Genomic DNA, 26,933 nt, shown 5'->3' on the forward strand with positions numbered 1-26,933 from the left:
CGATCCTCAATGGCCGAGATAGGCTTCGACGACGGCGGGATTGGCGCGGATTTCGGCCGGCGTGCCCATCGCCAGCAGCTTGCCTTCCGCCATCACCATGACGCGGGTGCACAGCGACATCACGAATTCCATGTTGTGCTCGATCACCACGAAGGTGGCGCGCCTCTCGCGGTTGATCGAAGCCAGCCGCTCCTTGAGGTCGCCGAGCATGGTGAGGTTGACGCCGCCGGCAGGCTCGTCCAGCAGCACCAGCCGTGGCCCGCCCATGAATGCCATCGCGGCATCGAGCAATTTCTGCTGGCCGTAGGACAATCCACCTGCGGCCTCGGTGGCGAGATGATCGAGCTTGAAGAAGCCGATCATCTGATCGGCCGCAGCCGTCAGTCCGGCATCCGAAGGCCCGAGCAGCCGCGACATCATGGTGCCCTGATGCTCCTGGCCAGCGAGGATTAAATTTTCCCGCACCGATAGTTTCGGGAACACCTGCAGCAGCTGGAAGGTGCGACTGACGCCGAGTCGGTTCAATTCGGACGGCCGCAACCCGGTGACGACCTTGCCGTCGACCTTCACCTCACCGCCCGTCGGCGCCAATTGGCCGAGGATGCAGTTAAAAAGCGTGGACTTGCCGCAGCCGTTCGGGCCGATCAGGCCGAGGATCTCGCCCTCCTGCACGTCGAAGCTGACGTCGTCGACGGCCTTGATGCCACCAAAACTTTTCTTGATGTTGCTGACTTCGAGGACCGCGGTCATGGCGCCGTCTCCAGCCTGGATTTCGCCACCGCGCGCAGCGCCGACGCCGCCTTGGTGCGCCGTTCGGTCAAATAGCGGTTGAGAACGCCGAGGATGCCGGTCGGCGAATAGATCAACAGCAGCATTACGGCCACCGCATAGAGCATCAGGTAATAGCCCTGGGTGAAGCGCAGCCATTCCGGCAGCAGCACCGCGATGGCAGCACCGAGGAACGGCCCGAAGAAGAATCCGGAGCCGCCGACGATCACCATCATCAACAGATCGAGCGAGAGCGAGAGATTGAAGGGAACCGGATCGATATATTGCGTCAGCGGCGCATAGAGCGTGCCGGCAACGCCGCCGAGCGCCGATCCGATCGCGAACGCCATCAGTGTGTAGCGCCGCGTGTCGATGCCCAGCGACAGCGCCCGCACCGGATTTTCGCGTAGCGCCACGAAGGCACGGCCCCAGGGCGAGCGGATCAGCCACCACATCGCCAGCGACACGATGCCGAGCGAGCCGAGGCAGAAATAATAGAATGGCAGCGGCCGGTTGGTGGCGAAGCCCATGACATTGGGCCGGGGAATGTTGGAAATGCCGTAGATGCCCTTGGTGAGCCAGTCCTCGTTGCGGAACACCAGGAAAGCCAGCGTCGAGAATGCCAGCGTAACAAAAGCCAGGTAGTGATGCTGCACGCGCAGTGCCGGATAGCCGAGGATCCAGCCGATGGCGAAACACAGCGCGACCGCGACAGCGAGTGCGGCCACCAGCGGCAACCCTTGCGTGGTCATGATCGCCGCCGCATAGGCGCCGATGCCGACGAACGCGCCCTGCGCCAGCGAAACCTGGCCGGCATAACCCAGCGTCAGATTGAGGCCCATGGCAGCGATCGTCATCACGGCCCACTGGCTCAGGATGTACAGGCCATAGCGGTTGAAGTTCATCGGCACGATGATGAGGGCCGCGACCACGGCGACGCCGAGTGCGATCCGCAAATGTTTTCCTGACCAGGTCATACCGTGCGCTCCTCGGGCCGACCGAGCAGGCCTTGCGGACGGAACAGGATGATGACAATCAGCAGGATCAGCGGCACGGCGGCGCGGTACTGCGTCGACACATAGGCGGCCGCCAGGTTGTCGACCACGCCGATCAGGAGCCCACCGGCAATGGCGCCGCGCACCTGGTTGAAGCCGCCGACGATCGCCGCGATGAATGCCGCCTGCCCCAGCACCTCGCCGGAGGAGAATTTCGCCAGATAGATCGGCGTGATCAATAGCGACGCCAGCGCCACCAGGAAGGCGTTGATCAGGAAGGTCAGCAGGATCATGCGCTCGACCGGCACACCGATGATGCGGGCGACCGTCGGATTTTGTGCGGTGGCCTGCATCTGGTGCCCGATCGAGGTGCGATTCAGCAACGCGGTCAAGCCGATCACCGCGGCAATCGCCAGCGCGAGCACGCCGAGGCTCTGCAGGGAAACGACCCTGCCGAGAACTGAGACGTCACCGACTGGCACGATAGACGGAAATGGCGAGGCCTCGGCGCTGAAGAACTGCTTCACCGCCTCCTTGATGCCGATCGCCAGCGCCATGGTCGCGATCGCCAGCGGCAGCACGCCGTGCCGCAGCATCGGATCCACCAGCAGCAACTTGAAGCCGAGCCCCAAGAGCAGCAGCGACAGCAGGATGCCAAGGATAATGGCGAGCCAGAACGGCGCGCCCACGTGCATTACCGCCAGCATCAGGAACGCTGGCAGCATCACGAATTCGCCTTGCGCGAAATTGATGGTTTGCGACGTCTGCCACAGCAGCGTGAAACCGACCGCGACGATGGCGTAGATCGCCCCGGTCGCAAGACCTGCCACGAGAAGATCGAGCAGATTGGACATGCTTCTCCCTCACCGTCACACACGGACGATATCAATTGTTTCGCAATGCCTGATCGCGACGGGTGGCACGTTCTTCCGCGCGCCACCCGTGCCTGTAGCTCAGTTCAGCTTCGGCAGTACCTGCTTGACGACCTGCTTGCCCTCGACGATCTCGACGAGGAATCCCTGGCGATCGATGTCACCCTTCTCGTCGAAAGTCACATCCATCAGGATGCCGGGCTCGCTGGCGGCCTTGATGGTGAGGCCGTGAAGCGTATCAGCGAACTTTTTGGCGTCGACCTTGCCCATCTTCTCGGTGGTCGCCTTGACCATGTAGATCGCGAGATAGCCCTTGAGTCCGTTGTGATCGGGGACGTAATTGTACTTCTTGACAAATTTTTCCCGGAACGCCTTGACCAGATCGACGGGTGCGTCGGTGGTAAGCCCAACGTGGCCGCGCGCGCCGTTTGCTGCGTCTCCAGCCAGTTCGACGACCTTTTGACCAACCAGGGTGGTCTCGCCCACCAGCGGCGCAGCGACTGCCTGGCGCTTCAGCTCCTTCAGGATGCGCGCGCTTTCTTCCTCATTGAGGTAGATGAAGACGGCATCGGGCGCCGCGGCCTTGATCTTGCTGACGTCGGCGGCGAAGTCGGCTTGCCCCGCTTCCGTAGATAGGTCGGCCGTCACCTTGATATTGTACTTGGCGAATTCCTTGCTGATGACGTCGCGGCCGCCTTTGCCGAAATCATTGTTGACCCAGACGATCGCGACCGATTTCGCCTTCAGCTCGTCGTTGATGTATTTGGCGACCTTCGGCATCGACGATTGCTGGCCGAACGAGGTGCGGAACAGGAACTTGTTGCCGCCCTGCGTCAGCTCGGCCGCCTCGCCGCCCATGATGTGGGCGATGCCGGCTTCGGCGGCGAGCGGTGAGGTGACCTTGACCGAGCCGGAATAGCCGGGCCCGAGCAGTACGTAGGGTTCATTGTCGAGCGCCTTCTGCACCTGCGCGCGCGCCACGCCGGGGTTCGATTGCGAGTCCGCGTGCGTGACCTCGAGCTTGCGGCCGAGCACGCCGCCCTTGCCGTTGATTTCTTCGATCGCGAGATCGATGCCATTTTTCCAGTTGTTGCCGACGGTGGCGCCGCCGCCCGATAGTTCGGCGACGTCGGCGAGTTTGATCGGCGCTCCTTGCGCGAACGCGGTTGCGGCCGATACGGTAACGAGCAATAGCCCCGCGAAAATTCCGGATCTCATTTCCATCCCCTCCTGTTGTTTCGAAAGACGGCCTTGTAACCGGCCGCGTTGTTACGCTGCATTCACTTTAGCGTAGCGTTTGGCCATCACGGCGTCGAATGCATTTCCCATTTCGACCGTCGACGGCTTCAACCCCGTAAACAGCTCGAATGCCTCCGCCGCCTGATAGATCGCGAGTTCGCGCCCGGTCATGACCTCTGCGCCATTCGCCTTCGCGGCATTCAAAAGCGGCGTCCACAGCGGCGTGTAGACCGCGTCCGCCACCCACAGGCCCCTGTGCAACAGCGCATCCGGAACGGGCGTGCCGCGGTTCGGCAGCATCCCGACCGGCGAACCGTTGACCACGCCGGTAACACCCTGCATGACCTCCTCGACGCTTTTGGCGACGCTTGGTCTGCCGCGGCTCTTGATCTGGCTGGCAAGATGCGCTGCCTTGGCTATGTCGATATCGAATATCCTGATCTCGGCCACGCCGATCGCAGCGAGCGCAAAGGCGATCGCTCTGCCGACGCCACCCGCGCCGATCACGGCCACGGCGGCGTTCGCGGGATTCCGCACAAGGCTTGTCGCGGCCCGGGCGAATCCGGTGGTGTCGGTGTTGTATCCAATCAACCGGCCATCTCTGACCACAACGGTGTTGACTGCGCCGATGGCACCCGCGCCAGGTGATAATTCATCGAGCAGGGAAATCACTGCTTCCTTGTAGGGAAAGGTGACGTTGACCCCTGCAAATCCCAGGCGTCGCACACCATCCAGCAGCAGCCGCAGCTCTTCCTGGCCCGCGCCGGCAACTTCGATGAGCTGGTAGTGGCAATGCGCGCCGAGCGCTTCGGCGGCGCGCTCATGCATCGCAGGCGACGCCGAATGCGCGATTGGGGCTCCGATCAGGCCGGTGAGAAACCGGCGATCGGCGGGAGCGGGGTGTCGGGCGGCAGGGCTCATGATCTGGCTATCAACGGTCGCGAAGGCTGCTCGGGCACGTCCCGGCGCTCGCGACGATAGCGCGTTACCAACCTAACACAATTATCTATTTATGCCTTGGAGATAACATGATGTTATTTTCTCCGGGACCGAGAGTCCGCCTTCCGCGGCGCCAGCTTCTCCGGCTCGACCGCCCGCATTTCCGACCGCAGGCACTCGATGAAATGTTCGATGTGGAGCGACAGCGGCGCGCCGCGTTTCACCGCAATGTAGGTGTCGAATCTGGTCGGCTCGACGATCCTGAGCAATTCGATGCCCGGATAACCGCCATGGGCGACGGTAAATTGGTCGATCACGGCAATGCCGAGGCCGGCCTTGACCAGTGCGCACACGGTCGTGCCGAAGCGCGCGCGGATGGTGATGTCGTAGTCGAGTTTGTTGCGGGCAAAGATCTCCGCCATGATCCGCCCGTAGGGATCGTTGGGGTCGATGCCGATCAGCGGATAGCGGATGATTTCCGCGGCCGAGACCTGCTTGCATCCGACAAGCTCGTGCCCCGCCGGCACGATGCAGAACAATTCGCCCGATGCGAGCGGCAGGAAGTCGAGACCGGGATGATCGAGCCGGTAGCTCATCGCGACGCAATCGCCGCGGCCGAGCAACAGGTAATCAACAGCCTCCTCGATCTTGAGAATGTTGATGTCGATCCGCAAGTCGGGATAGCGCCGCCGCACCCGTTCGATCGCGCGCGGCACCATGACCTGCGAGATGCTCGGCACCGAGCCGATCCGCAGTTCCGACAATTCGCCGCGCCCGATCTTGGAGATGATCTCGGTGAGATCATCAACCTTCTCGTAGACGCCGTTGATCTGTTCGAAGATGCTGCGGGCTTCCGGCGTCGGAAAATAACGTCCGTTCTGACGCTGGAAGAAGCGGATTCCGAGTGACTTCTCGGTGTATTTCACAAGCCGGCTGATCCCCGGCGCCGATACGTTCAGCAGCCTCGCGGCCCCACCTATTGTCCCGGTCACCATCACGGCCCGGATCACCTCTACCTGGCGAAGCGTCATCATGTGCGAGCTCTGATACTGGCGCGCGGACGGCCGCGAGCTGATGACTATTATATGGCATAACGAATTCCAAAAAGGGGCGTTCGACGCTTTCGGAAGTGAATCCCCGATGGAGCCAGGCTGGAAGGGACGTAATTCCCCCCGAGCGAAACATCTCCGTCACCATGTCACGGCCGCCCACGAATTCGCCGCGCACGTCAGGTGGGTTCCAGCCGGTGGAGAGCGCCTTCCTGCACAGGGGAGGCGCGCGAACATTGCATTGCATTCCAACGTATAGATGATTATCGTCATATAAATCAGTCGCGAGCGAACAGGAGAACCCGTCATGACCGCCCCCTCCGACCCCGTCGTCATTCTTTCCGCTGCCCGTACGCCGCTGGGCCGTTTCATGGGCGAGCTGTCGCCGTTCAGCGCTCACAAGCTCGGCTCCCACGTGATCGGCGCCGCGCTGGACCGCGCGAAGCTCGCACCCGAACGGATCGACGAGGTCTTTATGGGCAACGTGCTGCCGGCTGGCCAGGGCCAGGCGCCTGCCCGGCAGGCCGCCCGCGGCGCCAAGCTGCCTGACGCCACCGGCGCCACCACCATCAACAAGGTCTGCGGCTCCGGCATGAAAGCGACCATGCTCGGCCACGATGTCATCAATGCAGGCTCGGCCAACATCGTGCTGTCCGGCGGCATGGAGAGCATGTCGAACGCGCCCTATTTGCTGGCCAAGGCGCGCGGCGGCTATCGCGCGGGCCATGACCGGATTATCGACCACATGATGATGGACGGGCTGGAAGACGCCTATGAGACCGGCCGCTCGATGGGCGATTTCGGCGAAGCCACCGCTGAAGCCTATCAGTTCACCCGCAAGGACCAGGACGCCTACGCGATGGAGACGCTCACGCGCGCACGCAAGGCGGTAGAAGGCGGCGCCTTCAAGGCTGAAATCACGCCGATCACGCTGGCGGAAAAGGCCGGACCACGCGTCATTGCCAATGACGAACATCCGCTCAAGGTCGACCCTGCAAAGATCCCTGGCCTGAAGCCGGCATTTCGGGCCAACGGCACCATCACGCCGGCCGCATCCTCGGCTAACGCCGACGGCGCCGCGGCACTCATTCTGGCAAAGCGTTCGCTCGCCGATCGCGAAGGCCTGCCGGTGCTGGCCGAGATCAAGGGCCACGCCACCCATAGCCAGGAGCCGCAATGGTTCACCACTGCGCCGATCCCGGCGATCCGGAAGCTACTCGACAAGGTCGGCTGGAGCGTCGGCGATGTCGACCTGTTCGAGATCAACGAGGCCTTTGCCGTGGTGGCGATGGCGGCGCAGAAGGATCTCGGCATCGCGAGAGAAAAGCTCAACGTCAATGGGGGCGCCTGCGCGCTCGGTCATCCGATCGGCGCCACCGGCGCGCGGCTGATCGTGACGCTACTGCATGCGCTGGAAGCGCAGAACTTGACGCGCGGGGTCGCCGCACTTTGCATAGGCGGTGGTGAGGCGACCGCCATCGCGGTAGAGCGCATCGTCCGCTGACGGAGCAACCAAGCGGAGCATACACTCGCGAGCACACGAAAATGTCGCTCGCCGTTTTGTGACGTGCAAAAAGCTTGCAAGGGGCCCTCGGCCAAGGACCTTGCAAGCGCAAATGAAACTCGCAAAGCTCATCGCCGCACTGCCTGATCATGCGTCGGAGCGCGGGGGTCAGTTGATCGGACAAGGCGTCGCGCGCCTCGGGCCGGTTCAGCGTGATGAGTGCGACGCGATCCGGGATTTCACACAGCAATTCACCTGTGCCTGGTGTCGACCTCGACCCGATTTCCTACCATCCGCACTGCACCTTCACGCAACCTTCAGGGCTTCCTTGCTGTCGGCGTCCAGGAACCCCGTAAGCCGGCCCCTGATCAGCCGCTCGGCATCCGCCATGATGCGGTCGATCAATTCCTTCACCGTCGGGATGTCGCGAATGAGCCCTGCCACCATGCCGCAGCTCCAGGCGCCGGCGTCCATATCGCCTTCGATCATCACCTTGGGATAGACGCCCGCCACCTGATCGTGGATGTCGTCAATCTTGAGGCTCTTGCCTTTCTCTCGCTCGATCTCGAGCAGGTGCTCGACGCCCTTGTTGTTCAATACCCGTTCGGTATTACGCAACGCGCGCATGACAAGGCGCGTATCGAGCTCCGATGCCTTCACCAGCGCATTCTTGACGTTCTCGTGCACGGGCGCTTCCTTGGTGGCAATAAAGCGCGTGCCCATGTTCATGCCAGCGGCGCCCATCGCCAGCGCCGCGACCAGGCTGCGCGCATCAGCCATGCCGCCTGAAGCGACGAAGGGAATCTTCAGTTCCTCGGCCGCGCGCGGCAGCAGGATCATGTTGGGCATATCGTCTTCGCCGGGATGGCCGCCGCATTCGAAACCGTCGACGCTGACGGCATCGCAGCCGATCTGCTCGGCCTTCAGCGAATGCCGGACGGACGTGCATTTGTGAATAACCTTGATGCCCGCCGCCTTCAGGGCCGGCATATATTGTTCGGGGCTGCGCCCGGCAGTTTCGACGATCTTGACGCCGCCCTCCCTGATGGCGGCGATGTATTCCGGATAGGGCGGCGCGGTAAAGGTCGGCAGAAAGGTCAGGTTCACACCGATCGGCTTGTCGGTCATATCGCGGCAACGTGCGATCTCCTTGGCCAACAGCTCCGGCGTCCGTTGCGTCAGGCCGGTGATGATCCCGAGCCCGCCGGCGTTCGATACTGCGGCCGCCAGCTCGGCAAACCCGACATAGTGCATTCCGCCTTGAATGATCGGATGTTCGATGCCGAACATCTCGGTAATTGCAGTCTTCACGCGTGCCTCCGATGTGTTTTTACAGATCCCGTCTAGCCGGTATGTTGGTCGTCAGTGGACAATTTCGAGGAGGCCCGCGGCGCCCATGCCGCCGCCGACGCACATCGTAACAACGGCGTATTTCGCCTTGCGCCGGCGGCCCTCGATCAAGGCGTGGCCAGTCAGCCGCGCGCCGGTCATGCCGTAGGGATGGCCAACCGCAATCGAGCCCCCGTTGACGTTGAGCTTTTCGGGGTCGATCCCAAGCTTGTCGCGACAATAAATCACCTGCACCGCGAATGCCTCGTTCAATTCCCAGAGATCGATATCATCGACCTTGAGTCCGTGTCGCTTGAGCAGCCGGGGCACGGCATAGACCGGGCCGACACCCATCTCGTCCGGTTCACAACCTGCGCTGACAAAGCCACGGAAGATGCCCAGCGGCTTCAGACCCTTTTGCGCCGCGAGCTTGTCGCTCATGATGACGGCGGCGCTGGCGCCATCCGAAAGCTGACTGGCATTGCCGCCTGTGATCGTGAAACCTGGCCCCTTGGCCGGCTTGACACCTGCGAGACCTTCGGCCGTGGTATCGGGACGCGGCCCCTCGTCCGCTGATAGCGTCACCTGCTGATAGGACACGGCGCCGCTCGCCTTGTCCGTGACCGCCATGGTCGTTTTGATCGGCGCGAGTTCGTCGTTAAAGCGGCCTCCCTGTTGCGCGGCCGCCGTTCGTCGCTGGCTCTCGAGGCTGTATTCGTCCTGACGTTCGCGCGAGATGTCGTAGCGCTTCGCGACGATCTCGGCAGTATCCAGCATCGCGATGTAGGCGTCCCCTTTCATCGCGAGTAGTTCGGGATCGACGGCATGAAAATTGTTGAACTGGTTGTTCTGGACCAGGCTGATGGATTCGCCGCCGCCGCCGATGGCAACCTCCACGCCGTCGAAAATGACTGAACGCGCAGCCAGCGCAATGGCCTGAAGGCCGGACGCGCATTGGCGATCGATGGTCGTTCCGGCCACGCTCACCGGAAGTCCGGCGCGCAGCAGCGCCTTGCGTGCGATGTTGGTGCCGGTGGTGCCCTGTTGCATAGCGCAGCCCATCACGACATCCTCGACCTCGCCACCCTCCATGTTAGCGCGCGACAACGCAGCGGAAATGGCATGACCCAGCAACGTCGCGCCCTCGGTATTATTGAGGGCACCCTTGTAAGCCTTGCCAATGGGGGTGCGAGCAGTGGAGACGATTACGGCTTCAGTCATTGTTTACCTCTGGTCGGGGTGCGGAAGTCGATTGGCTGTGTTGGAAGGAGATTCAGTTCTGCTGCGCGTACCGCATCAGATGATAGGCGGGATCGCCGAACTGGACGTTGATAGAGCTTATTCGCTTGAAGTAGTGACCGACGTTCAACTCGTCGCTCATGCCCATGCCGCCGTGCAGTTGCACTGCCTGCTCCGCGACAAAGCGCGCCGCATAGCCGACTTTCGACTTCGCGCCGGACGCCAGCTTCGATCCGTGCGGCTCCTGGGCGGCGAGGCTGAGGTTCAGATGCTGCGTGAGCGAGATCGCCTCTTCGAGCGCAATGAACATGTCGACCATGCGGTGCTGCAACACCTGAAAGGTGCCGAGCGCGACCCCGAACTGCTTGCGCGCTTTACTATACTCCAGCGTTGCAGAATTCAGCACAGACATCGCACCGATCGCTTCGGCGCAGAGCGCCGCGATAGCGCGGTCTCGGCAGGTCTCCAGAGCAGCGACACCCCAGCCTTCAAGGCCCAGCAGTTGGCTGGCCGGTACTTCGACGTTCATCAGAGTGAGTTCCGCGGCACGCCGGCCATCGATGGTCTTGAAGCCCTGCAGATGTAGATTAGCCGAATGGCGATCGACCACGAAAAGGCTCACGCCAAAGCGATCGCGTGGTTCGCCCGACGTGCGGGCCGAGACGATCAGCTTATCGGCCCACGGCGCGCCCATCACCGCGGCTTTGGTCCCGCTCAGGACAAAATTGTCTCCGTGACGGCGCGCCGTGGTGGTGACATTGTTGAAATCATAGCGTGATCGTCCCTCCGCCCAGGCAAGCGCCCATATCCCCTCCCCCTCCATGATCTTGGGCAGGAACGCCTGGCGCTGCTCGGGCGAGCCGACGTCCTCGATGAGGCCGCCGGCGAGCACCACCGTCTCGAGATACGGCTCGACGACGAGGTTGCGGCCGAACTCCTGCATCACGATCATCGTCGCAAGCGAGCCGCCACCAAGGCCGCCGGAGCTTTCCTGGAACGGTGCCGCGCACAGCCCGAGTTCGGCAAAGGACTTCCAGTGCTTTCGGCTCCAGCCCTCGTCGGTCGCAACGATCTTGCGGCGTTCGTCAAAATCGTACTGGTCGCGCAGGAAGCGTTGAATGCTGGACCGGAGCAATTCCTGTTCTTCCGTCAACTGAATGTCCATCGGATGCCTCGTGCGATGTAGTCAGAGACCCAAAACCGCTTTCGCGATGATGTTGCGCTGAATTTCATTCGATCCCCCGTAAATGCTGAGCTTGCGGGAGTTCAGGTACTTCTCGGTCGCGGTATGTCCGTAGTCCGCCCCCGGCATGAAGTGGTTGGCGCTTACCGGGTGCTCACGGATGGCCAGGCCGTAATTGCCGATCGCCTGGTGCGTGAGATCGGTGATGCGCTGGAATATCTCGGTACCCCTGATCTTGAACAACGACGCGGCCGGTCCCGGGTCGATGCCGCGCGACATTTGCGCAACGATGCGCAGTTCGGTCGCCTCCAGCGCGAGCACATCTAGCTCGACGCGCGCGATCTCCCTCATGAACTCCCCGAACGCCGGATCGTCCTCGCCAACCTCGGTCCTCACAATGTGCTTGAGTCGCTCCAGATACCGTGTCGACCGGCCGATCCCCGCCATGCTGGTGCGCTCGTTGCCAAGCAGGAATTTTGCGTAGGTCCATCCCTTGTTCTCCTCGCCGATCAAATTTTCGGCCGGGACCCGTACGTCCTCCAGGAACACATCGTTGACCTCGTGCGCTCCATCGATGGTGATGATGGGTCGCACGGTGACGCCGGGCGATTTCATGTCGATCAACAGGAAGGAGATTCCGGCCTGAGGCTTTGCGTCAGGGTCCGTTCGCACCAGGCAAAAGATCCAGTCGGCATGCTGGGCCAGCGTTGTCCAGGTCTTGTGGCCGTTGACGATGTAGTGGTCGCCGTCGCGCACCGCCTTGGTGCGAACCGAGGCTAGGTCTGAGCCGGAGCCCGGTTCCGAATAACCCTGGCACCACCAATCATCCCCGGAGAGTATCCGCGGCAGAAACTTCTTTTTCTGCGCGTCGTTGCCGAATGTGTAGATGACCGGGCCGACCATGGTGACGCTGAACGCCAGAGGCGGCAGCGTTCCGGCGCGCGACGTCTCCTGTTCAAAAATGAAGCGCTGCGTGACCGACCAGCCCGGTCCGCCATACTCCTTGGGCCAGAGCGGAGCAATCCATCCCTTCTTGTGGAGGATCCGGTGCCAGAGCAGCGACTGCTCCTTCGTCAAATCGGTCTCGGGGTTTGGAACGCGCATTTCCTGCGGATAGTTCTCCGCAATAAAAGCGCGCACCTCGTCACGAAACGCAGCGTCCTCGCTGGAAAGATTGAGCTCCATCGTGCGAGGCTCCCGTTACCATTTCTCGCCGAATGGACGGATCTCCAGCTCGAAGGTCCAGGCGCTTTTGGGCTGCTGATAAAGCAGCCAATAGGATTCCGCGACCGAGGACGGCGGCATCAATGCATCGGGGTCGTCCAGCGCCGTCGGACCAAGCGCCTCGATCCGCCGCTGGCGCACCCATTCGGTGTCGACGCCGGAATCGATGATGAGATGCGCCACGTGGATGTTCTTGGGCCCCAACTCACGCGCCGCCGCCTGTGCCACGGCCCGCAGGCCGAACTTGGCGCTGGCGAAGGCGGCATAGCCGGATCCGCCACGGAGGCTCGCGGTGGCACCGGTGAAAAAGATGTTGCCCTTACCGCGCGGCAGCATCAGCCGCGCCGCTTCGCGCCCGGCGAGGAAGCCGGAATAGCAAGCCATTTCCCAGACCTTGCGGAACACGCGCTCGGTGGTCTCCAGAATCGGAAAATTGACGTTGGCGCCGATGTTGAAGATGCAGACCTCAAGCGGCGCATGCTTGTCTGCATCGCCGAGGAAGGAGATGATCTCCTCTTCCTTGCGCGCATCGAGCGAGCGCGCGTGGATTTCGCCTCCAGCCTTCTCGATCTCCTTTACCAATGGCTCGAGCTTGGCCCCGTTACGGCGCCCGGCAAACACCGTGAACCCCTCTGAGGCGAACTTCTTGGCGATCTCGCCGCCAATAAAGTCACCGGCGCCGATCACGGCCACGGTTGCGTTTCTCTTTTGCAAAGGTCTTCTCCCGGTCAGGTCAAGTGAGTTCATCGCTGGAATTTCGCTGCCTGCTTGGCGACAGCTCGGTCGGCTCGCAAACAGCCGGCGAGTTCATGCTCGCGGATCTTGCCGGTTGAGCTTCCCGGTAAGACATCGACGACAATGATTTTCGGCGGCCGAATATAGGAGCTCAGCCGAGGTTTGATGGAATCCATCAGATCGGTCGGCTTGACGCGCGATCCCGGGAACGGCTGCACGAATGCGACAACCTCGCCGTTACCGCCAAGGGCTCGGCCGACGACGGCAGATTGCACATCCTTGTGTGAATTGAGGATTGCCTCAATATTGGCTGGAATCGCGCTGATGATTTCCTTGCTACGGCCGACGATGTGGAGGCAATCGCCTTCGAAGCAAGCGAGATCGCCGGTGTTGAACCAGCGCTCGGTATCAATCACCTTCGCCGTCAGGTCTGGCGCACGATAGTAGCCGCGCATCACGTTGCGTCCGCGCACGTGAAGCTCGCCGACTTCCCCTCTTGACAGCGGTATGCCATCGAGCGTCCTGACGCGGGCTTCAACTCCGGGCAGCAGCGCACCGACCGCATCATCGGAACGTGGCGCATCGAAGTGCACGGCCGACACCCCTGGCGAACATTCGGTGGCCCCGTAGCCGTTCAGCAGAGGCAAACCAAACTCCCTCTCTACGCGAGTTTTCAGATTGAGATCGAGGGATGAGCCAGAAACGGCGATCAAACGCAGTACGCTGCGATCAACGCGCTTCAAACCTGTGACATTGTTGTATTCGAGAAGACCTTGATAGGTGGCCGGCGCCCCATCGAGCATGGTGATGCCTTCATCGACCAGTGCCTTGGCAAGTGTGGCAGGATCGTTTCGGCTGGCCAAGCGCACGGCGCCGCCGACCATCAGGGTCATGATCAGGAGCGAGATGCCGGCGATATGCGAGATCGGCACCACCAGATAGATCTTGTCGTTTCGGTCCATCTTGCGGAAATGCGCCGTGGTCCTGGCGCTGAACAGCAGGTTGTCATGGGAGAGCATCACCGCCTTCGGCGTGCCTGTCGTTCCCGAGGTGTAGATCAGAACCGCGACTTGTTTTGCCGGATCGGCCTCCACCGGCTCGACGGTTGCGGCTTCGTCGAGCGGCCCGACGCCGATCCCCCGCAGCGGCCCCAACTCCCGGTTCTCGGCGCCAAGGCGCGACGCATGGGCAGCAGCTTCTTTCGAGACACCCGACGTAAAGAACGTCCGGCGCGCGCCGCTATGATCGCGAATCTGGTCCAGTTCGCGCGCCGATAATCGTGGATTGGCGACGATCGCCCAGGCGTCGAGTCGGCTCGCCGCCAGCAGCAAGGCCGCAAGCGGAATGCAGTTTTCGCTGACAATAACCATACGATCGCCCGCTCGCACCCCGAGCGAGGAGAGAACGGCGGCAATCTCGGTGACTTGCCTATCCAGGTCGCGATAGCTCCAGGCGGCGCCGTCTTCGACCAAAGCGATCTGGCCCGGAATATCGCCGACATGGTCCGCCGTTACTTCATGGATGCGGCGAGGCAGCCCTGCAGCAATCTCATCGACATCGATCGCCCCTGAGGGACCAGCCACCACCGAACCTCCCGAACAACGAACGCCGCCTTTTGCCCCGCGCCTTCGATTGAGATTTAACGTTCTTTTTTAGAACTCGTCAATTGCTAATTCTCCGGTCCACGTGAATCGCTTCGAAGAGGCAGCAAGACTGCCATTTCTGGAATGGTTCTGGAGAAGTTCGTTTACAATTCCGTCGATTGGCGCTACCCATAAGTCTCAAATAGGAACTTACTGGGGAGCGAGATAATGGCGGAAAGTCGCGGCGTGGCAATACTGGTGGGCGCGGGCAACGCGATCGGTGCGGCCGTCGCGCGACGTTTTGCCAAGGGCGGCTATACGGTTTGTATCTGCCGGCGTGACGCAGTCAAATCCCAGGGACTGGTGGACGAACTAACCGCTGCGGGTCATCCTGTCCACGCATTCAGCGTTGACGCGCGTCAGGAAGCCGATGTTCAAGAACTTTTCTCCGACGTCGAAAGCAATATCGGGCCGATCGAGGTTTGTCTTTTCAATGCCGGATCGAATGTCAACAAGCCGTTGGTGGAGACCACGGAGAAGCTGTTCTTCAAGGCGTGGGAGCTGGCCTGCTACGCCGGATTCCTGGTCGGGCGCGAGGCTGCGCGCGTCATGGTTCCGCGCCGACGCGGCACAATTCTCTTTACAGGCGCAACCGCCAGCGTCCGTGGCGGCCAGGGTTTTGCGGCATTTTCATCGGCGAAGTTCGGACTTCGCGCGGTCGCCCAGGCCATGGCGCGCGAACTGGGGCCGAAGAACATTCACGTCGTCCATCTCATCATCGACGCCGGCGTGGATAGCGAAGCCATTCATCAGCGCATGAAGGCGGCAAAGGGAATCGAGGCAAGCGAGATTCCACCGGACATCCTGACGAAGACGTCTTCGATCGCCGAGGCATACTGGTTCGCCCATCAGCAAAGCCGAGACGGCTGGACCCATGAGCTCGATCTACGTCCGTCCGTGGAGAAATGGTGATGAACGCAGCACCCGATCTTACCCTGTGGGGCGTTGGGACAAGCCGCACCATTCGTCCGCACTGGGCCATGCACGAGCTCGGCTTGTCCTACAAGGTCAGGCCGATCGGGCCGAGGACAGGCGAGACCAAGACGGCCGAATACACCAAGCTCAACCCCCGCCAGAAGATTCCCTTGCTGCAGGACGGCGACTTCTGCATTGGAGAAAGCGCCGCGATCGTTGCCTATCTGTCCCGAACCTATTCAACGCCGGAACGCTCGCTGATTCCCGAAACCCAGCGCGAGTTCGCCGCATGGCTCGAATGGTGCTTCTTTATCGTCGCCGAACTCGATTCAACGAGCCTCTACGTCATGCGCCGCCATCGCGCGGATGCACTGGGACACATCTATGGAGTTGCGCCAGAAGTTGTCGCACAAGCCGGCGAATATTTCCGGCAACAATTGCGACACGTGGAGGTCGCGCTGGCAGACGGCCGGACGTTCTTGATGGGTGACCAATTTACCAGCGCCGACATCCTGCTGACAACGTGCCTGGATTGGGCCGTTGCTTACGGCGTCGGTATTTGCGACAACGCACATCCCTATCTTGAACGCATCCAGAAGCGGCAGGCCTATCAACGAGCGGTCGCGGCGAATGTGCCGGTGGCACCGATCACACCTGTGACGACGAAGGTCTAAGAGCCAATTGCCGCTCGCGATAGGGCTGCGGCTCAGACGGCCACGCGCACGGCGCGCTCGGCGACCATCCTGTCGATGGCACTATCGTCGTAACCCAGCTCGCGCAACACATCACGCGAGTGCTCGCCGACCCGGGGAGCCGGCCCGCCGATCGCAGCCTCATTGATTTCGAAGCGGGCCGCGGGTTTCGGCTGCCGTACCCGCCCAACCCTCGGCTGATCGAATTCCGCGATTATGCCGCGCGCGACCACTTGTTCATTGTGAATGATTTCGCCCCGCCGCAAGATCGGCGCGCAAGGCACGTCGGCGGCGTCGAGGCGCTCGAGCCATTCGGCTGTGGTATGCTGGCCGATATATTCCGCCATCTTGTTGATGCGTGCAGTAGCGTTGACCGAGCGTGCCGCCGGCGTCGCAAAGCGGGCATCCTTGGCAAGCTCGGGATCGCCAGTGGCCCGGCAAAACCCCTGCCATTCGGAATCCGAGATGGTGCCCGCCGTGATGTAGCCATCGCTGGTCTTGAACACGAGATCAGGCCGGTCGTTGGGATCGGCGGCGGCGGCCTCGGCGCCCACCACCGTGTACTGCATCATGCCTTCTGGCCACAGATAGGAAATCATCGCATCCAGCATCGCGACCTGGATATGATCGCCCTGCCCGGTTTTCTCGCGGGCATAGAGCGCCGCGGCCACCGCCTGTGCGGTGAACACTGCGGTGGTCTTGTCACACACGATGGTGCGGATCATTTGCGGACGGTTGGTGATCGGCTGCGACTGGATATCGGCAAAGCCGGACAGGCCCTGAATGATTGGGTCATAGACGCGCTTCTTTACATACGGGCCGGTATCGCCGACGCCGCTGATCGAGACGTAGATCAAGCGCGGATGGCGCTGACGCAATTCTTCCACGCCGAGTCCGAGGCGCTCCATGGTGCCGGGCCGGAAGTTCTGCACCAGCACATCCGCCTGCGCGACCAGCTTGCCGAGAACTTCGCGGCCGGCCGTGCTTTTGACATCGATCGACAGCGAACGCTTGCCACGGTTCGACGAAATGAATAGCGCCGAAAATTCGCCGTCCTTGTCGATGGTGGCACGGCTGCGTCGGGTAATATCGCCGCCAACCGGCTCGATCTTCAGCACGTCGGCGCCCTGATCCGCCAGAAACATGGTCGCGAACGGGCCCGACACCACGCCAGTCAGATCGAGGACACGAACACCGCTAAGCGGGCCAGGCATGGGCATTCTCCCTGAGTTTACTTTTTGCTTTAGGTCCGAGAGTTCGGCTTTCGCCACTCAACCCGGATAATCGCCGCTGCTAGGCCGTCTTGGGAACAGGTTTTCTGGTCTGTTCGACGATCGAGTCCTCGACGTCGCGGAGCTGGTCCTTGCCGAAGAACATTTCCTTTCCAACGAAGAAAGTCGGTGAGCCGAATGCTCCCCGGCTCACGGCGTCGTTGGTCAGATCGATCAACCTCTTCTTGACGTCGTCCTGCTGCGCACGCGCGATCAGCCGGTCGATATCGATACCTGAGGAGATAAATGCGTTTCGGACGATTTCGAGGTCGTCCATCTTCTTAGGCTCTTCCCACATATGATGATAGGCGGCACGGAAATAGGGCTCGAACACGCCTTCGAATTGGGCGGCGACGGCACCACGCATCAGCATCAGCGTATTGACCGGAAAGAAGGGATTCTGACGAAATTTCGTAATGTTGTGGCGCCGGATGAACCGCTGGGTCTCGAGCGCCTGGTATTCCGGCTTGTTCTTGATGCCGCGAAGCGAGTCGAACGGCGACATGTTGCCGGTCGCTTTGTAGATGCCGCCGAGCAGAACCGGGACATACTCGAACTTCACGCCGGTACGCCGCTCGATCCCCGGAATGGCTACTTCCGCCAGATATGCGTTAGGGCTGCCGAAATCGAACTGGAATTCTACCTTCAGGGGCATGTCGGCTTCTCCCGGAGCGTGCATTGAATGATCGGGTTTGGTGTCCGATAGCCGAACTACGGCTACCCAATTGCCTTTTACAGTTCTAAAAATGAACTGTCAAATTCTTGCGAATTTCTACTGATTTTTGCGCCACCCATAGGGGATTGTTTGAAGCTTAGTACCTATCTAGAATGGTCGTGAAGTTGAGGTTCCCTGGACGATTCGAGCAGAATTCAGGGCGCCGGATGACTGGAGAGCAGGAAAATGCGATGGGATGCCCTTGAAGAAGAGCCGTGTTCGATGGCCCGCACTATCGGCGTGATCGGTGACCGTTGGACCCTTCTTATCCTGCGCGAATGCTTCCTGCGCACGCGCCGCTTCGAAGGATTTCAGTCCGCGCTGGGGATCACACGGCATTTGCTCGCCGAGCGGCTGAAGAAACTGGTCCGGCAAGGCGTGCTGCGCCGCATTCCCTATCAGGAGTCGCCCAAGCGGCATGAATACATCCTTACCCAGAAGGGACTCGATCTCTATCCGATCATGATGGCGATCGTGCATTGGGGCGACACGCACATGGTCGACGAACGCGGGCGGCCGTTGCTGCACCAGCACCGCAAATGCGGCAAGAACTTCGATCCAGTCATGGTGTGCTCGGAGTGCGGCGAGCCGCTTTCGGCCAAGGAGGTTCATACCCACCCCGGCCCCGGTGCCCGAAGCACCCCGGCAACAAAGGCGCCAGAGAAGCCGAAGGCAAAGCCGCGCCGCAAAGCCGCTTGAGGTGGCGCTCACCTAGGACATGACATCGTAGGCCTCGCTCCAGCAGTTTGCAGCCTAAGGGAATATCCGCAGGCGCCGTCCGGCGGACACGAGATGTCCGGCAACGGTCGCTTTTAGACCCGGACAACATCTCGACTTGCTTCGTTGCAGTAGAGACGTTCGACCTGTTCGGAGCGATGTTTCAGCACAGCACGTTGATTGACGTAGGCCTTGTCGGTGATTTCTCCCGCCGCCAGTGACGGTGGATCCTTTAGCAGGGAGAATGAACAGATTCTTTCGCTGCTTCCAACAGTATCGTTGTATTCCTGAAAACGATCTTTCAGAAATTGAATCACGAGAGGGTTGCAGGTTAGATCCGAGGCTGGGGTCTTGGAAATCCGCGCGGCTTCGGTCGGGTTCAGCCAGCAGAGCAGCGCGCACGATTCACGATTTTCTCCCGCAACGACAATGTCCAGCAATACGCCCCGCGTTGCAGCCAGGACTGCCGCGCGCATATTCCCGATCGAGACCCATGTGCCGTTCGCGAGCTTGAAGTTCTCGGAAATTCTGCCTGTAAAACGCAGCCCAAGCTCCGGCTTCTGAGGATCCAGAAACGAGACGGTGTCGCCGATGCGATAGAACCCTTCCTCATCGAACGCCTTTTCCGTCAGATCCGGCCTTCCGAGATAACCGGGGGTAACGTTGGGACCCTTGACCCTTGCCTCGTAAGTATCGGAAACGGGGATCAGCTTCAGTTGCAGACCCGGCGCGGGAAGACCAATCTCTCCCGGCTGGTCGGTCGCCCAATGGGTCGTACTGATTGTCGGGGCCGTTTCGGTGGTGCCGTAGCCCGACATGACCGGAATTCGCCGGCCGGTGATCGACGATGTCAGCCGATAGAGTTTTTCGAGCGTGCCCTGCGAGATTGCAGCCCCGGCATAGCTCAATCTATCCATCCGCTTGAACACGGCGGCGCCAAGGTCGAGATCGTTCTCGATCGCGTCACACAAGAGGTTATAGCCGGCAGGCACGTTGAACATGGCGGTCGGCGAAATCTCCTTGAGATTCGCGATCGTCTTGTGGAAGAGCTGAGGCAGCGGCCGGCCATCGTCGATGTAGAGCGTCCCGCCATTCCTCAGAATGCTGTGAAGGATTACGTTGCTGCCCATCGTATGGTGCCAAGGCAGCCACTCAACCTGGACCGGCGCCTCCGGAGACGACACCAGCAGACTCCCCATTTGCAGGGAGCTCGCCATCATGCGGTGGGTGTTGAGCACGCCTTTGGGGAAACCGGTCGAGCCGGACGTAAAGAGTATCTTTGCGACAGCGTCGCAAGACACCGCACCTGACGCACGCTCGAATCCGTCGCTCCCGCTTCGGGCGGTCAGAGCCTGGAAAAGCACCGTGTCCGGCGCGCCATCGACGCTGATCCAGGTCGCGGCTGCCAGTTCGGGAATGGAGCGGCCCGCAGAAAAGCCGCGTCCGCTCTGAACGAAAACGAAATTCGGGCGTAGTGTTTCTGCGATGTCCTTTAAACGAGCCAGGCCGCCGGGCATCAGCGTGTAGTTTGGCGATATTGGCGCCAGGATTACCCCAATCGACATCGCGGCAAACGAGATCACCGCGCTCTCGATGGAGTTTCCTGAAAGTACCGCCAGCTTGTCAGCCGGCTTTGCGCCCATATCGATCAGACTTTGGCCGACCGCCTGAACCTGCAGCCATGCTTCGCGATAGGTGATCTCGTCCCATCCCCCCTTCGCATTGCGGTGTGCAAGAAAAATTCTATCCGGAGCGGAATTTGCCCAGGTCGGAAGAAAATCCGTGATACGCCAGTCACACTTCCCCAACTCAACGGGCGAGCTCAATACGAGCGTGCCGTCGGTTCGGCGCTCTATGGAAAGCTCCCTCGGCGCAAACGCCAGTGGCTTCGTCGACATCGAAATGATCTCCTGAATTAGCGGCCCGGCCGATCGAGCGCGCTACACGCGCTTCGCCACTCCTGATGCGCATCGCTGCTGGGCCCGCCCCTATGGACAGCGCGAGCTGTCAATTGGTCTTCGGGCCGACCGGTCGACAGTTCGCATCAACGCGCGAACTGCCGCACCCGTCGCTTCGCCGATGCGAGATCACTCGGACCTGGCGTCCAGCACTTCCCCGAAAGCTTGCCAGCTCGTGCCGGTCCATCGCTGCAACCGCATCTGCGTCCAGATCATGTTCTCGACGTCGCTGGTGTTGACCTTGATGCCAGGCAGCGCAGTCGGAACGACGAAGTCCTTCAGGTTCTTGGCCTGAGCAAGAATATTCTTGCGGGACAGGTCACTGCCGCATTGCTTTAGAATCTGCTCGAGCAGGATGCCTTGCTGATAGCCCGTGAGATAGCTGCCGTTGGTGATATCGGCGCCCTGCAAATATTTGTCAAAGAACACCCTATAGGCCTGCATGCCCGGGTCATCTTTCCATGCCGGATCCAGAATATCCTTGTTGGTGGTGCCGACGATCACGCCGACCGATTTGTCGAGACCGGCGGGCGCGAGTGTGCCTCCGACCGAGCTGGATGGGAAGTTGAGGATCACGGTCGCCTTCCAGCCGATCACCGAGGCTTGCCGGATCGCCTGCGCGGCAAACTTCGGTGTGCCGGCGATCACGAGAGCGTCCGCACCGGAGCTCTTCAGATTGACCACCTGTGAATCAACCGTCGGTTCAGTGACCTCATAGGAAGCGGTCACGATCTTTCGGTCGAAATCCTTGCCGAGAAACGCCTTGAAGGCGTTGACGTAGTCTTTGCCGAGATCGTCATTCTGATAGAGGATGGCATACTTGGCGTTTGGCAGCGCCTTCGTCAGATATTTGGCGTAGATCTTTCCTTCGGTGTCGTAGCTGACAAGACCTATCGTCGTCAGCGGGTAATTCGCGACGTCAGTAAATTTGGATGACCCGCTGATAATTGCGATGCTGGGCACGCCTTTCGACCGCAGATATTTTGCCGTAGCCGAGATGCCGGGAGTGCCGAGCTGGCCGAACATGAACGACACTTCGTCGCTCTCAACGAGTTTGCGGACGTGCTCCACCGCTTTGGGAGGGCTGTATGCGTCGTCATACGCGATGTAGTTGATCTTGCGACCGTTAATGCCGCCGCGGTCGTTGACCGACTGAACATAGGCCATAACTCCCCTGCCCACGAGACCGATCGATGAGGCCGGCCCGCTGAAGGGAAAAACGCCGCCAATCTTAATCTCGGTCGCTGTAACTCCGGGCTCTTCGGCCGCGAATGCCGGGCCGCCTAAAAGTAACGCCAGAGCCGCTACGATCTTCCATTTTATCAACATTGGTCATCCTCCCAATCGCGATGCACCTTCCGGGCACGTGATTCCTATTTGTTTTGTCGCCGGCTACGTCCCTCGTCACTGGGAGCCGGCATCGAGAATTTCGCTGAACTGGCCCAGCGCCTAATTGTCCAACGCTGCAACCGGCACATCGCGGCCGTTGCGATCGGCCGTCTTCTTCTCAAGACTACAGTTCTTTTTTAGAACTAGTCAAGCCATAAGGTGGTCGACGCGCAATGGCCGTGATCACCTTCGTATCGTTCATTTCTACCGGGACCTTCTAGGGAAGTTAGAAAATGCGGGTTCGCTGAGGTCGCGCCAGATGGCGTTTATCGTTCTATTTTAAAACTTCAGCTCCGTATCTGCACGTCGCCCGTCGTCGAGACCGACTGGAGGACGTTGCCAAGAGAATTGAAGTCATGACGAAGCGCGCGGTCGATCGTGACTGCCGACCTCGCTGAAGCGAAGGACCTGTCGTGCATTGAAGCGCAACTAACCGAGCGGGAGGACATCGATGTCCTGATCAACAATGCCGGCTCTGGCGCACTTGGGCCGATCTCGAAAGGAACTGCGGATGGACTGGAGAACCTAATAGAAATCAACATCCTGGCGTTGACACGACTGACTCATGCCGCCCTGCCGGGGTTTCGCAGTAGCGCGATTAATTGATTCGGCCCCGATCTGGTCTGTCCAGCTCGTCCACGTGAATCGAGGCTTTGCTGGTCGCGGTCGCTTTCCTCACTAAAGTTCGGCTCGCAATCGGTTTCGATAGGATGGCCTACAATTTCTCTTTCGCCGTATCCGCGAGCGTGTTTGCCGCACGAACCCCTGCCGCAAGTATCGCATCGGACATCAAGGGGTCCTCAACCGCCCGCGCGAGCTGAAGCGCTCCGACAAGGACAGCGAAAATTCCCATCGCGGTATCATGAGACGTGCGGCTCGAACTGTTCGGCGGCAATCGTCGCGCCAGTTGCTCGAAGAGCTCACGTATCCGAGCGGCGTAAGCCTTCCGGATGGCACGTGGCTGACGGCCGATCTCGGGAAGCAGCGCTGCTGAGGCGCATCCTGCGTCCGGGCGGTCGCGATGCTCCGTAGAGAGATAAAGGCGGGTCAGTTCACGGAGCTGTCCAGGGGCGGCATCACCTTCGAGTCGCCGCAGTTGCTCATCGAGCGCACGTTCAAGTCCTTCCCGAACCAAATCGTCTTTCGAGCGGAAGTGCGAATAGAATCCGCCATTCGTCAGCCCTGCCTCGGCCATAATCCCCGTCATTCCCGTGGCGGCGATGCCCTGCCGCCGGAACCTCTTGGCCGCGGCCTTCAGGATGCGCTCATGGGAGTGATCTTTGTGCCCTTTGGCATACCGCATGCCGGTTTCTCCAAGCGAATATCCTATTGTATGATGATCATCATGTGATATTTATATCTTAATCTCATAGCTGATCAATCGCATTGAGGAGGCTTTTATGCGACGAGACGGTAAAGTGGCGGTTGTGACCGGGGCTTCTACAGGAATTGGGCAGGCCTCCGCAAAGGCGCTGCACCAAGCTGGATTCCGCGTGTTCGGCACCAGCCGGAGGGCCGTCGCGAGTACCCTCGAGGGGATTACGATGGTCACCTGCGATGTGACGGACGACGCATCGGTGACGGCGGCCGTCGACAAGGTTCTCGATACGACGGGCAGGATCGACGTTCTCGTGAACAACGCGGGGATGGGCCTGCTTGCCGGAGCTGAAGAATCCTCGGTTGATCAAGCTCAAGCGTTGTTCGACGTGAACCTTTTCGGAGTGATCCGCACGACCAATGCGGTTCTTCCGATCATGCGAAATCAAAAGGCGGGACGGATCGTCAACATAAGCTCGGTCCTTGGCTTAATACCTGCTCCATTCTCGGCACTCTACTCCTCCACGAAGCATGCTCTCGAAGGCTATTCGGAGTCACTCGATCATGAGGTGCGGACATTCGGCATTCGAATTTGCTTGCTTGAGCCGGCGTATACCCGCACTTCATTCGAACAAAACATGGTGCTTCCGGATCGGAGCCTGGACGCCTACGTCTCGGCGCGAATGCGCTCCAGCGCACTGATGCACGAGGTTATGAAGACAGCCGATAGTCCCGGGGTTGTTGCCGAGAAGGTCGTTGAAGCCGCGACTACCACATCTCCCCGACGGCGATATACCTGCGGAAAGGTTGCGCGGCAGGTGAGCGTGCTGCGTCGTTTCGTCCCCGAACGGATGTTCGACAAGAGCCTTCGCAAGCAAATGGGATTGCCGGCGTAGCCGAACGGGCTAAGCCGATCTCAAGCGGGCTTTCGCGCTTTATCTTGGGGCCGTTTGCAGAGCGGTGGTCCGGTCCGGTGCTCGCAACTTTGCGCCGACCGCTAAGGCATCCATTGCCGTTCGGAGCCAGCCTCGCGCCCGAGCGGAACGAAGAGGTGTTCATGGGTAACTCCAGAAGGTAGTCTCATCATGCGTCGCGTCGTCGTTACTGGTTTGGGATTGGTATCACCGCTGGGTTGCGGCAGTGAGTTGGCATGGTCCCGCCTGCTTGCGGCCCGTTCCGGGCTGGCTGCCCTTCCCGAATGGGCGGCTGCTCTTCCCGCGCGGGTCGCGGGAATCGTGCCACCAAAGGCCGACGATCCGGATGGAGGCTTCGATCCGGATCTGGTTGTTCCTCCCAAGGATCAGCGACGGATGGATCGCTTCATCCTCTTCGCACTGGTCGCCGCGGCCGAGGCCATTGCGCAGGCAGCATGGACTCCTTCCGGCGCGCATTCGCTGGAGCGAACCGCGACCGTGATCGCATCGGGTATCGGAGGCTTTCCGGCAATCGTCGAGGCGGTCCGCACCACGGATCAGCGCGGGGTCAAGCGCCTCTCGCCTTTCACCGTGCCGTCTTTTCTCGCCAATCTCGCAGCCGGTCATATCTCCATCCGTTACGGCTTCAAGGGGCCCATTGGCACGCCGGTCACGGCCTGCGCCGCGAGCGTGCAGGCGATCGGCGATGCCGCGCGCCTGATCCGATCCGGAGAAGCGAACGTTGCAATCTGCGGGGGCTCGGAAGCCTGCATCGGTCTCGTGAGCCTCGGTGGCTTCGCAGCCGCCCGGGCCCTTTCGACCGGCTTCAATGACACGCCAGCGCGCGCGTCCCGCCCCTTCGACCGCGACCGCGACGGCTTCGTCATGGGCGAAGGTGCCGGTATCCTCGTCATTGAAGAACTTGAGCACGCGCTCCGCCGCGGCGCCCAGCCGATCGCCGAAATCGTCGGCTATGGTACGACTGCTGATGCCTACCACATCACGTCGGGACCCGAGGACGGCGACGGCGCGCGCCGCGCTATGGAAGGCGCCTTGCGGCAGGCCGGCCTTAAGCCCGGTGACATACAGCATCTCAACGCCCATTCCACCTCGACGCCGGTTGGCGACGTTTCCGAACTGGAAGCGATCAAGGCGGTCTTCGGCCGTGAGGGGTTGCTTGCCGTGAGCGCTACCAAATCGGCGACCGGCCATCTGCTCGGCGCAGCCGGCGGCGCGGAGGCGATCTTCACGATCCTTGCGCTGCGCGATCAGGTCGCGCCGCCAACTCTCAATCTCGAAAATGGCGACGCCGCCGCAGAAGGCGTCGACCTCGTGGCGCGTGAGGCTCGGCCCATGACGATGGAGCATGCGATCTCGAACGGCTTCGGCTTCGGGGGCGTCAACGCCAGCGTCATCTTTCGGCGTTGGCAATGAGGCCGCATACCGAGCGTCGTCGACACGACCGCTACCAATACTTTGCCAGCTTCCAACACGCATGCGAGTAAGTGACATGACTCAGTCCAAGCGCGACGCCCGACCTTCCGTCCAGGATGTTGCACTCATTGTCGGTGGTGGTCCAGGCATCAGCTCAAGTTGCGCGAGGCTGTTCGCGAAGAACGGTATGCGGGTTGCTGTGGCAGCCAGGAATCCGGAAAAAGCAGCCCTTGAGACACTCGAAAAGATGCATGGGGTGCGTCGATTCGCTTGCGATGCGAGCGAAGCGGCGGCTGTGGAGCAGTTGTTCAAGAATGTGGTGCAGGACATTGGGAGGCCGAGGCTTGTCGTGCATAACATCGATGGCCGGGTCCCCGGCATTTTCCGCAAGAGCGTGATCGAAGCCGATCCTATCATGGCGCTCGAAACACTTCGAAGCGCGGCATTCAGTGCGTTTCTGGTAGGGCAACAGGCCGCCAGGCTCATGCTTGGAAACGAACTCGACACCAACGGGGCGAAGGGAACGATCATCTTCACGAATGCCAGCGCAGCGCTCAAAGGCTTCCCATCGAGCGGTGCCTTCGCAATGGCATGTCATGCCAAGTCGGGACTCGCGCAGAGCATGGCAAGAGAACTGATGCCGCAGGGTATCCACGTCGCGAATGTGCCGATCGACGCCGCGATCGGCTGGACTCAGGAGGACGGGACTCGCGCGCACCGGCTGGCAGGAACGACTGTCGACGACAATATGGCCGACCCCGACCATATCGCCGAAACCTATTTGCAACTGCATCGCCAGCATCGGTCGACGTGGGCGTTCGAAGTCGTGCTGCGGCCGTGGGTCGAGAAATGGTGACTGGCATCGCCGGCGCGCCACGTCGCGCCTGATGCG

The 26,933-nt window shown here is 60.9% G+C and carries 25 protein-coding genes and 1 pseudogene; 8 read left to right on the forward strand and 18 right to left on the reverse strand.

Annotated features, from left to right (window positions below; translation table 11 throughout):
• Window positions 1-6 precede the first annotated feature (6 nt).
• The 6 genes from LMTR13_RS30150 to LMTR13_RS30175 form a co-directional block, all read right to left on the reverse strand.
• Entirely contained in the window at window positions 7-750 is a 744-nt protein-coding gene (locus LMTR13_RS30150) for an ABC transporter ATP-binding protein (protein ID WP_065730941.1), read from the reverse strand.
• Window positions 747-1,745, reverse strand: coding sequence for a branched-chain amino acid ABC transporter permease (locus LMTR13_RS30155; RefSeq protein ID WP_065730942.1), 999 nt, complete (start codon window positions 1,743-1,745; stop codon window positions 747-749). The genes LMTR13_RS30150 and LMTR13_RS30155 overlap by 4 nt, the downstream gene beginning before the upstream one ends.
• Window positions 1,742-2,617: a branched-chain amino acid ABC transporter permease gene (locus LMTR13_RS30160; protein ID WP_065730943.1), complete on the reverse strand. Its 876-nt coding sequence runs from the start codon at window positions 2,615-2,617 to the stop codon at window positions 1,742-1,744. Before LMTR13_RS30160 ends, LMTR13_RS30155 begins: the two co-directional genes overlap by 4 nt.
• Window positions 2,618-2,716: 99 nt before the next feature.
• Window positions 2,717-3,853, reverse strand: a complete 1,137-nt coding sequence (locus tag LMTR13_RS30165; RefSeq protein ID WP_065733091.1) for an ABC transporter substrate-binding protein — start codon at window positions 3,851-3,853, stop codon at window positions 2,717-2,719.
• A gap of 51 nt (window positions 3,854-3,904) precedes the next feature.
• Complete coding sequence (locus LMTR13_RS30170) at window positions 3,905-4,795, reverse strand: shikimate dehydrogenase (RefSeq protein WP_065730944.1); 891 nt, start codon at window positions 4,793-4,795, stop codon at window positions 3,905-3,907.
• A 113-nt stretch (window positions 4,796-4,908) separates the two neighbouring features.
• Window positions 4,909-5,847: a LysR family transcriptional regulator gene (locus LMTR13_RS30175; RefSeq protein WP_065730945.1), complete on the reverse strand. Its 939-nt coding sequence runs from the start codon at window positions 5,845-5,847 to the stop codon at window positions 4,909-4,911.
• A gap of 322 nt (window positions 5,848-6,169) precedes the next feature.
• Between LMTR13_RS30175 and LMTR13_RS30180 the strand changes: the two genes are divergently transcribed.
• Window positions 6,170-7,366, forward strand: a complete 1,197-nt coding sequence (locus tag LMTR13_RS30180; protein WP_065730946.1) for an acetyl-CoA C-acyltransferase — start codon at window positions 6,170-6,172, stop codon at window positions 7,364-7,366.
• A gap of 130 nt (window positions 7,367-7,496) precedes the next feature.
• Here the strand turns inward: LMTR13_RS30180 and LMTR13_RS43010 are convergent.
• The 7 genes and pseudogenes from LMTR13_RS43010 to LMTR13_RS30210 form a co-directional block, all read right to left on the reverse strand.
• A pseudogene (locus tag LMTR13_RS43010) lies at window positions 7,497-7,649 on the reverse strand (enoyl-CoA hydratase); the annotation flags it as partial.
• 23 nt (window positions 7,650-7,672) lie between these two features.
• The gene (locus LMTR13_RS30185) at window positions 7,673-8,677 is read right to left on the reverse strand and encodes an NAD(P)H-dependent flavin oxidoreductase (protein ID WP_065730947.1); all 1,005 of its coding nucleotides are present in this window, start codon (window positions 8,675-8,677) and stop codon (window positions 7,673-7,675) included.
• 51 nt (window positions 8,678-8,728) lie between these two features.
• Entirely contained in the window at window positions 8,729-9,916 is a 1,188-nt protein-coding gene (locus LMTR13_RS30190; protein ID WP_065730948.1) for an acetyl-CoA C-acyltransferase, read from the reverse strand.
• A 52-nt stretch (window positions 9,917-9,968) separates the two neighbouring features.
• Complete coding sequence (locus LMTR13_RS30195; RefSeq protein ID WP_065730949.1) at window positions 9,969-11,099, reverse strand: acyl-CoA dehydrogenase family protein; 1,131 nt, start codon at window positions 11,097-11,099, stop codon at window positions 9,969-9,971.
• A gap of 21 nt (window positions 11,100-11,120) precedes the next feature.
• Entirely contained in the window at window positions 11,121-12,302 is a 1,182-nt protein-coding gene (locus LMTR13_RS30200) for an acyl-CoA dehydrogenase family protein (RefSeq protein ID WP_065730950.1), read from the reverse strand.
• A 15-nt stretch (window positions 12,303-12,317) separates the two neighbouring features.
• Window positions 12,318-13,055, reverse strand: a complete 738-nt coding sequence (locus LMTR13_RS30205) for an SDR family oxidoreductase (RefSeq protein WP_065730951.1) — start codon at window positions 13,053-13,055, stop codon at window positions 12,318-12,320.
• A 29-nt stretch (window positions 13,056-13,084) separates the two neighbouring features.
• Window positions 13,085-14,659 carry a class I adenylate-forming enzyme family protein gene (locus LMTR13_RS30210; RefSeq protein WP_065733092.1) on the reverse strand — a complete coding sequence of 525 codons (1,575 nt, stop codon included), beginning with the start codon at window positions 14,657-14,659 and terminating at the stop codon, window positions 13,085-13,087.
• Window positions 14,660-14,887: 228 nt separating this feature from the next.
• Between LMTR13_RS30210 and LMTR13_RS30215 the strand changes: the two genes are divergently transcribed.
• Together LMTR13_RS30215 and LMTR13_RS30220 are read left to right on the forward strand one after the other, a co-directional pair.
• Window positions 14,888-15,631, forward strand: coding sequence for an SDR family NAD(P)-dependent oxidoreductase (locus tag LMTR13_RS30215; RefSeq protein WP_065730952.1), 744 nt, complete (start codon window positions 14,888-14,890; stop codon window positions 15,629-15,631).
• Window positions 15,631-16,308, forward strand: a complete 678-nt coding sequence (locus LMTR13_RS30220) for a glutathione S-transferase family protein (protein WP_065733093.1) — start codon at window positions 15,631-15,633, stop codon at window positions 16,306-16,308. Before LMTR13_RS30215 ends, LMTR13_RS30220 begins: the two co-directional genes overlap by 1 nt.
• Window positions 16,309-16,340: 32 nt before the next feature.
• On the opposite strand, the gene LMTR13_RS30225 is transcribed toward LMTR13_RS30220, so the two are convergent.
• Both LMTR13_RS30225 and LMTR13_RS30230 read right to left on the reverse strand, forming a co-directional pair.
• Window positions 16,341-17,540: a CaiB/BaiF CoA transferase family protein gene (locus tag LMTR13_RS30225; RefSeq protein WP_065730953.1), complete on the reverse strand. Its 1,200-nt coding sequence runs from the start codon at window positions 17,538-17,540 to the stop codon at window positions 16,341-16,343.
• A 79-nt stretch (window positions 17,541-17,619) separates the two neighbouring features.
• The gene (locus LMTR13_RS30230; RefSeq protein ID WP_065730954.1) at window positions 17,620-18,252 is read right to left on the reverse strand and encodes a 2-hydroxychromene-2-carboxylate isomerase; all 633 of its coding nucleotides are present in this window, start codon (window positions 18,250-18,252) and stop codon (window positions 17,620-17,622) included.
• Between the two features lie 246 nt (window positions 18,253-18,498).
• Here LMTR13_RS30230 and LMTR13_RS30235 point away from each other — a divergent pair, with 246 nt between their 5' ends.
• On the forward strand, window positions 18,499-19,011 hold the full coding sequence (locus LMTR13_RS30235; protein ID WP_065730955.1) for a winged helix-turn-helix transcriptional regulator: 513 nt from the start codon (window positions 18,499-18,501) through the stop codon (window positions 19,009-19,011).
• Between the two features lie 113 nt (window positions 19,012-19,124).
• Here LMTR13_RS30235 and LMTR13_RS30240 read toward each other — a convergent pair whose 3' ends face one another.
• Window positions 19,125-20,927 carry an AMP-binding protein gene (locus LMTR13_RS30240; RefSeq protein ID WP_065730956.1) on the reverse strand — a complete coding sequence of 601 codons (1,803 nt, stop codon included), beginning with the start codon at window positions 20,925-20,927 and terminating at the stop codon, window positions 19,125-19,127.
• A gap of 189 nt (window positions 20,928-21,116) precedes the next feature.
• Window positions 21,117-22,316 carry an ABC transporter substrate-binding protein gene (locus LMTR13_RS30245; RefSeq protein WP_065730957.1) on the reverse strand — a complete coding sequence of 400 codons (1,200 nt, stop codon included), beginning with the start codon at window positions 22,314-22,316 and terminating at the stop codon, window positions 21,117-21,119.
• 438 nt (window positions 22,317-22,754) lie between these two features.
• On the opposite strand from LMTR13_RS30245, the gene LMTR13_RS30250 reads away from it, so the two are divergent.
• Window positions 22,755-22,982, forward strand: a complete 228-nt coding sequence (locus tag LMTR13_RS30250) for an SDR family NAD(P)-dependent oxidoreductase (RefSeq protein ID WP_065730958.1) — start codon at window positions 22,755-22,757, stop codon at window positions 22,980-22,982.
• A 109-nt stretch (window positions 22,983-23,091) separates the two neighbouring features.
• Here the strand turns inward: LMTR13_RS30250 and LMTR13_RS30255 are convergent, their stop codons facing one another.
• Window positions 23,092-23,679 carry a TetR/AcrR family transcriptional regulator gene (locus LMTR13_RS30255; protein ID WP_065730959.1) on the reverse strand — a complete coding sequence of 196 codons (588 nt, stop codon included), beginning with the start codon at window positions 23,677-23,679 and terminating at the stop codon, window positions 23,092-23,094.
• Between the two features lie 97 nt (window positions 23,680-23,776).
• Here LMTR13_RS30255 and LMTR13_RS30260 point away from each other — a divergent pair, with 97 nt between their 5' ends.
• The 3 genes from LMTR13_RS30260 to LMTR13_RS30270 all read left to right on the forward strand — a co-directional run bounded on the left by LMTR13_RS30260 (window position 23,777) and on the right by LMTR13_RS30270 (window position 26,897).
• Complete coding sequence (locus LMTR13_RS30260) at window positions 23,777-24,589, forward strand: oxidoreductase (protein WP_065730960.1); 813 nt, start codon at window positions 23,777-23,779, stop codon at window positions 24,587-24,589.
• 189 nt (window positions 24,590-24,778) lie between these two features.
• Window positions 24,779-26,041 (forward strand): beta-ketoacyl-ACP synthase II, encoded by a 1,263-nt coding sequence (fabF, locus tag LMTR13_RS30265; protein WP_065730961.1) that lies wholly within the window; start codon window positions 24,779-24,781, stop codon window positions 26,039-26,041.
• Window positions 26,042-26,117: 76 nt separating this feature from the next.
• On the forward strand, window positions 26,118-26,897 hold the full coding sequence (locus LMTR13_RS30270; protein ID WP_065730962.1) for an SDR family oxidoreductase: 780 nt from the start codon (window positions 26,118-26,120) through the stop codon (window positions 26,895-26,897).
• Window positions 26,898-26,933 lie beyond the last annotated feature (36 nt).

This window comes from Bradyrhizobium icense (assembly GCF_001693385.1).
In the GTDB taxonomy this organism is placed as follows: domain Bacteria; phylum Pseudomonadota; class Alphaproteobacteria; order Rhizobiales; family Xanthobacteraceae; genus Bradyrhizobium; species Bradyrhizobium icense.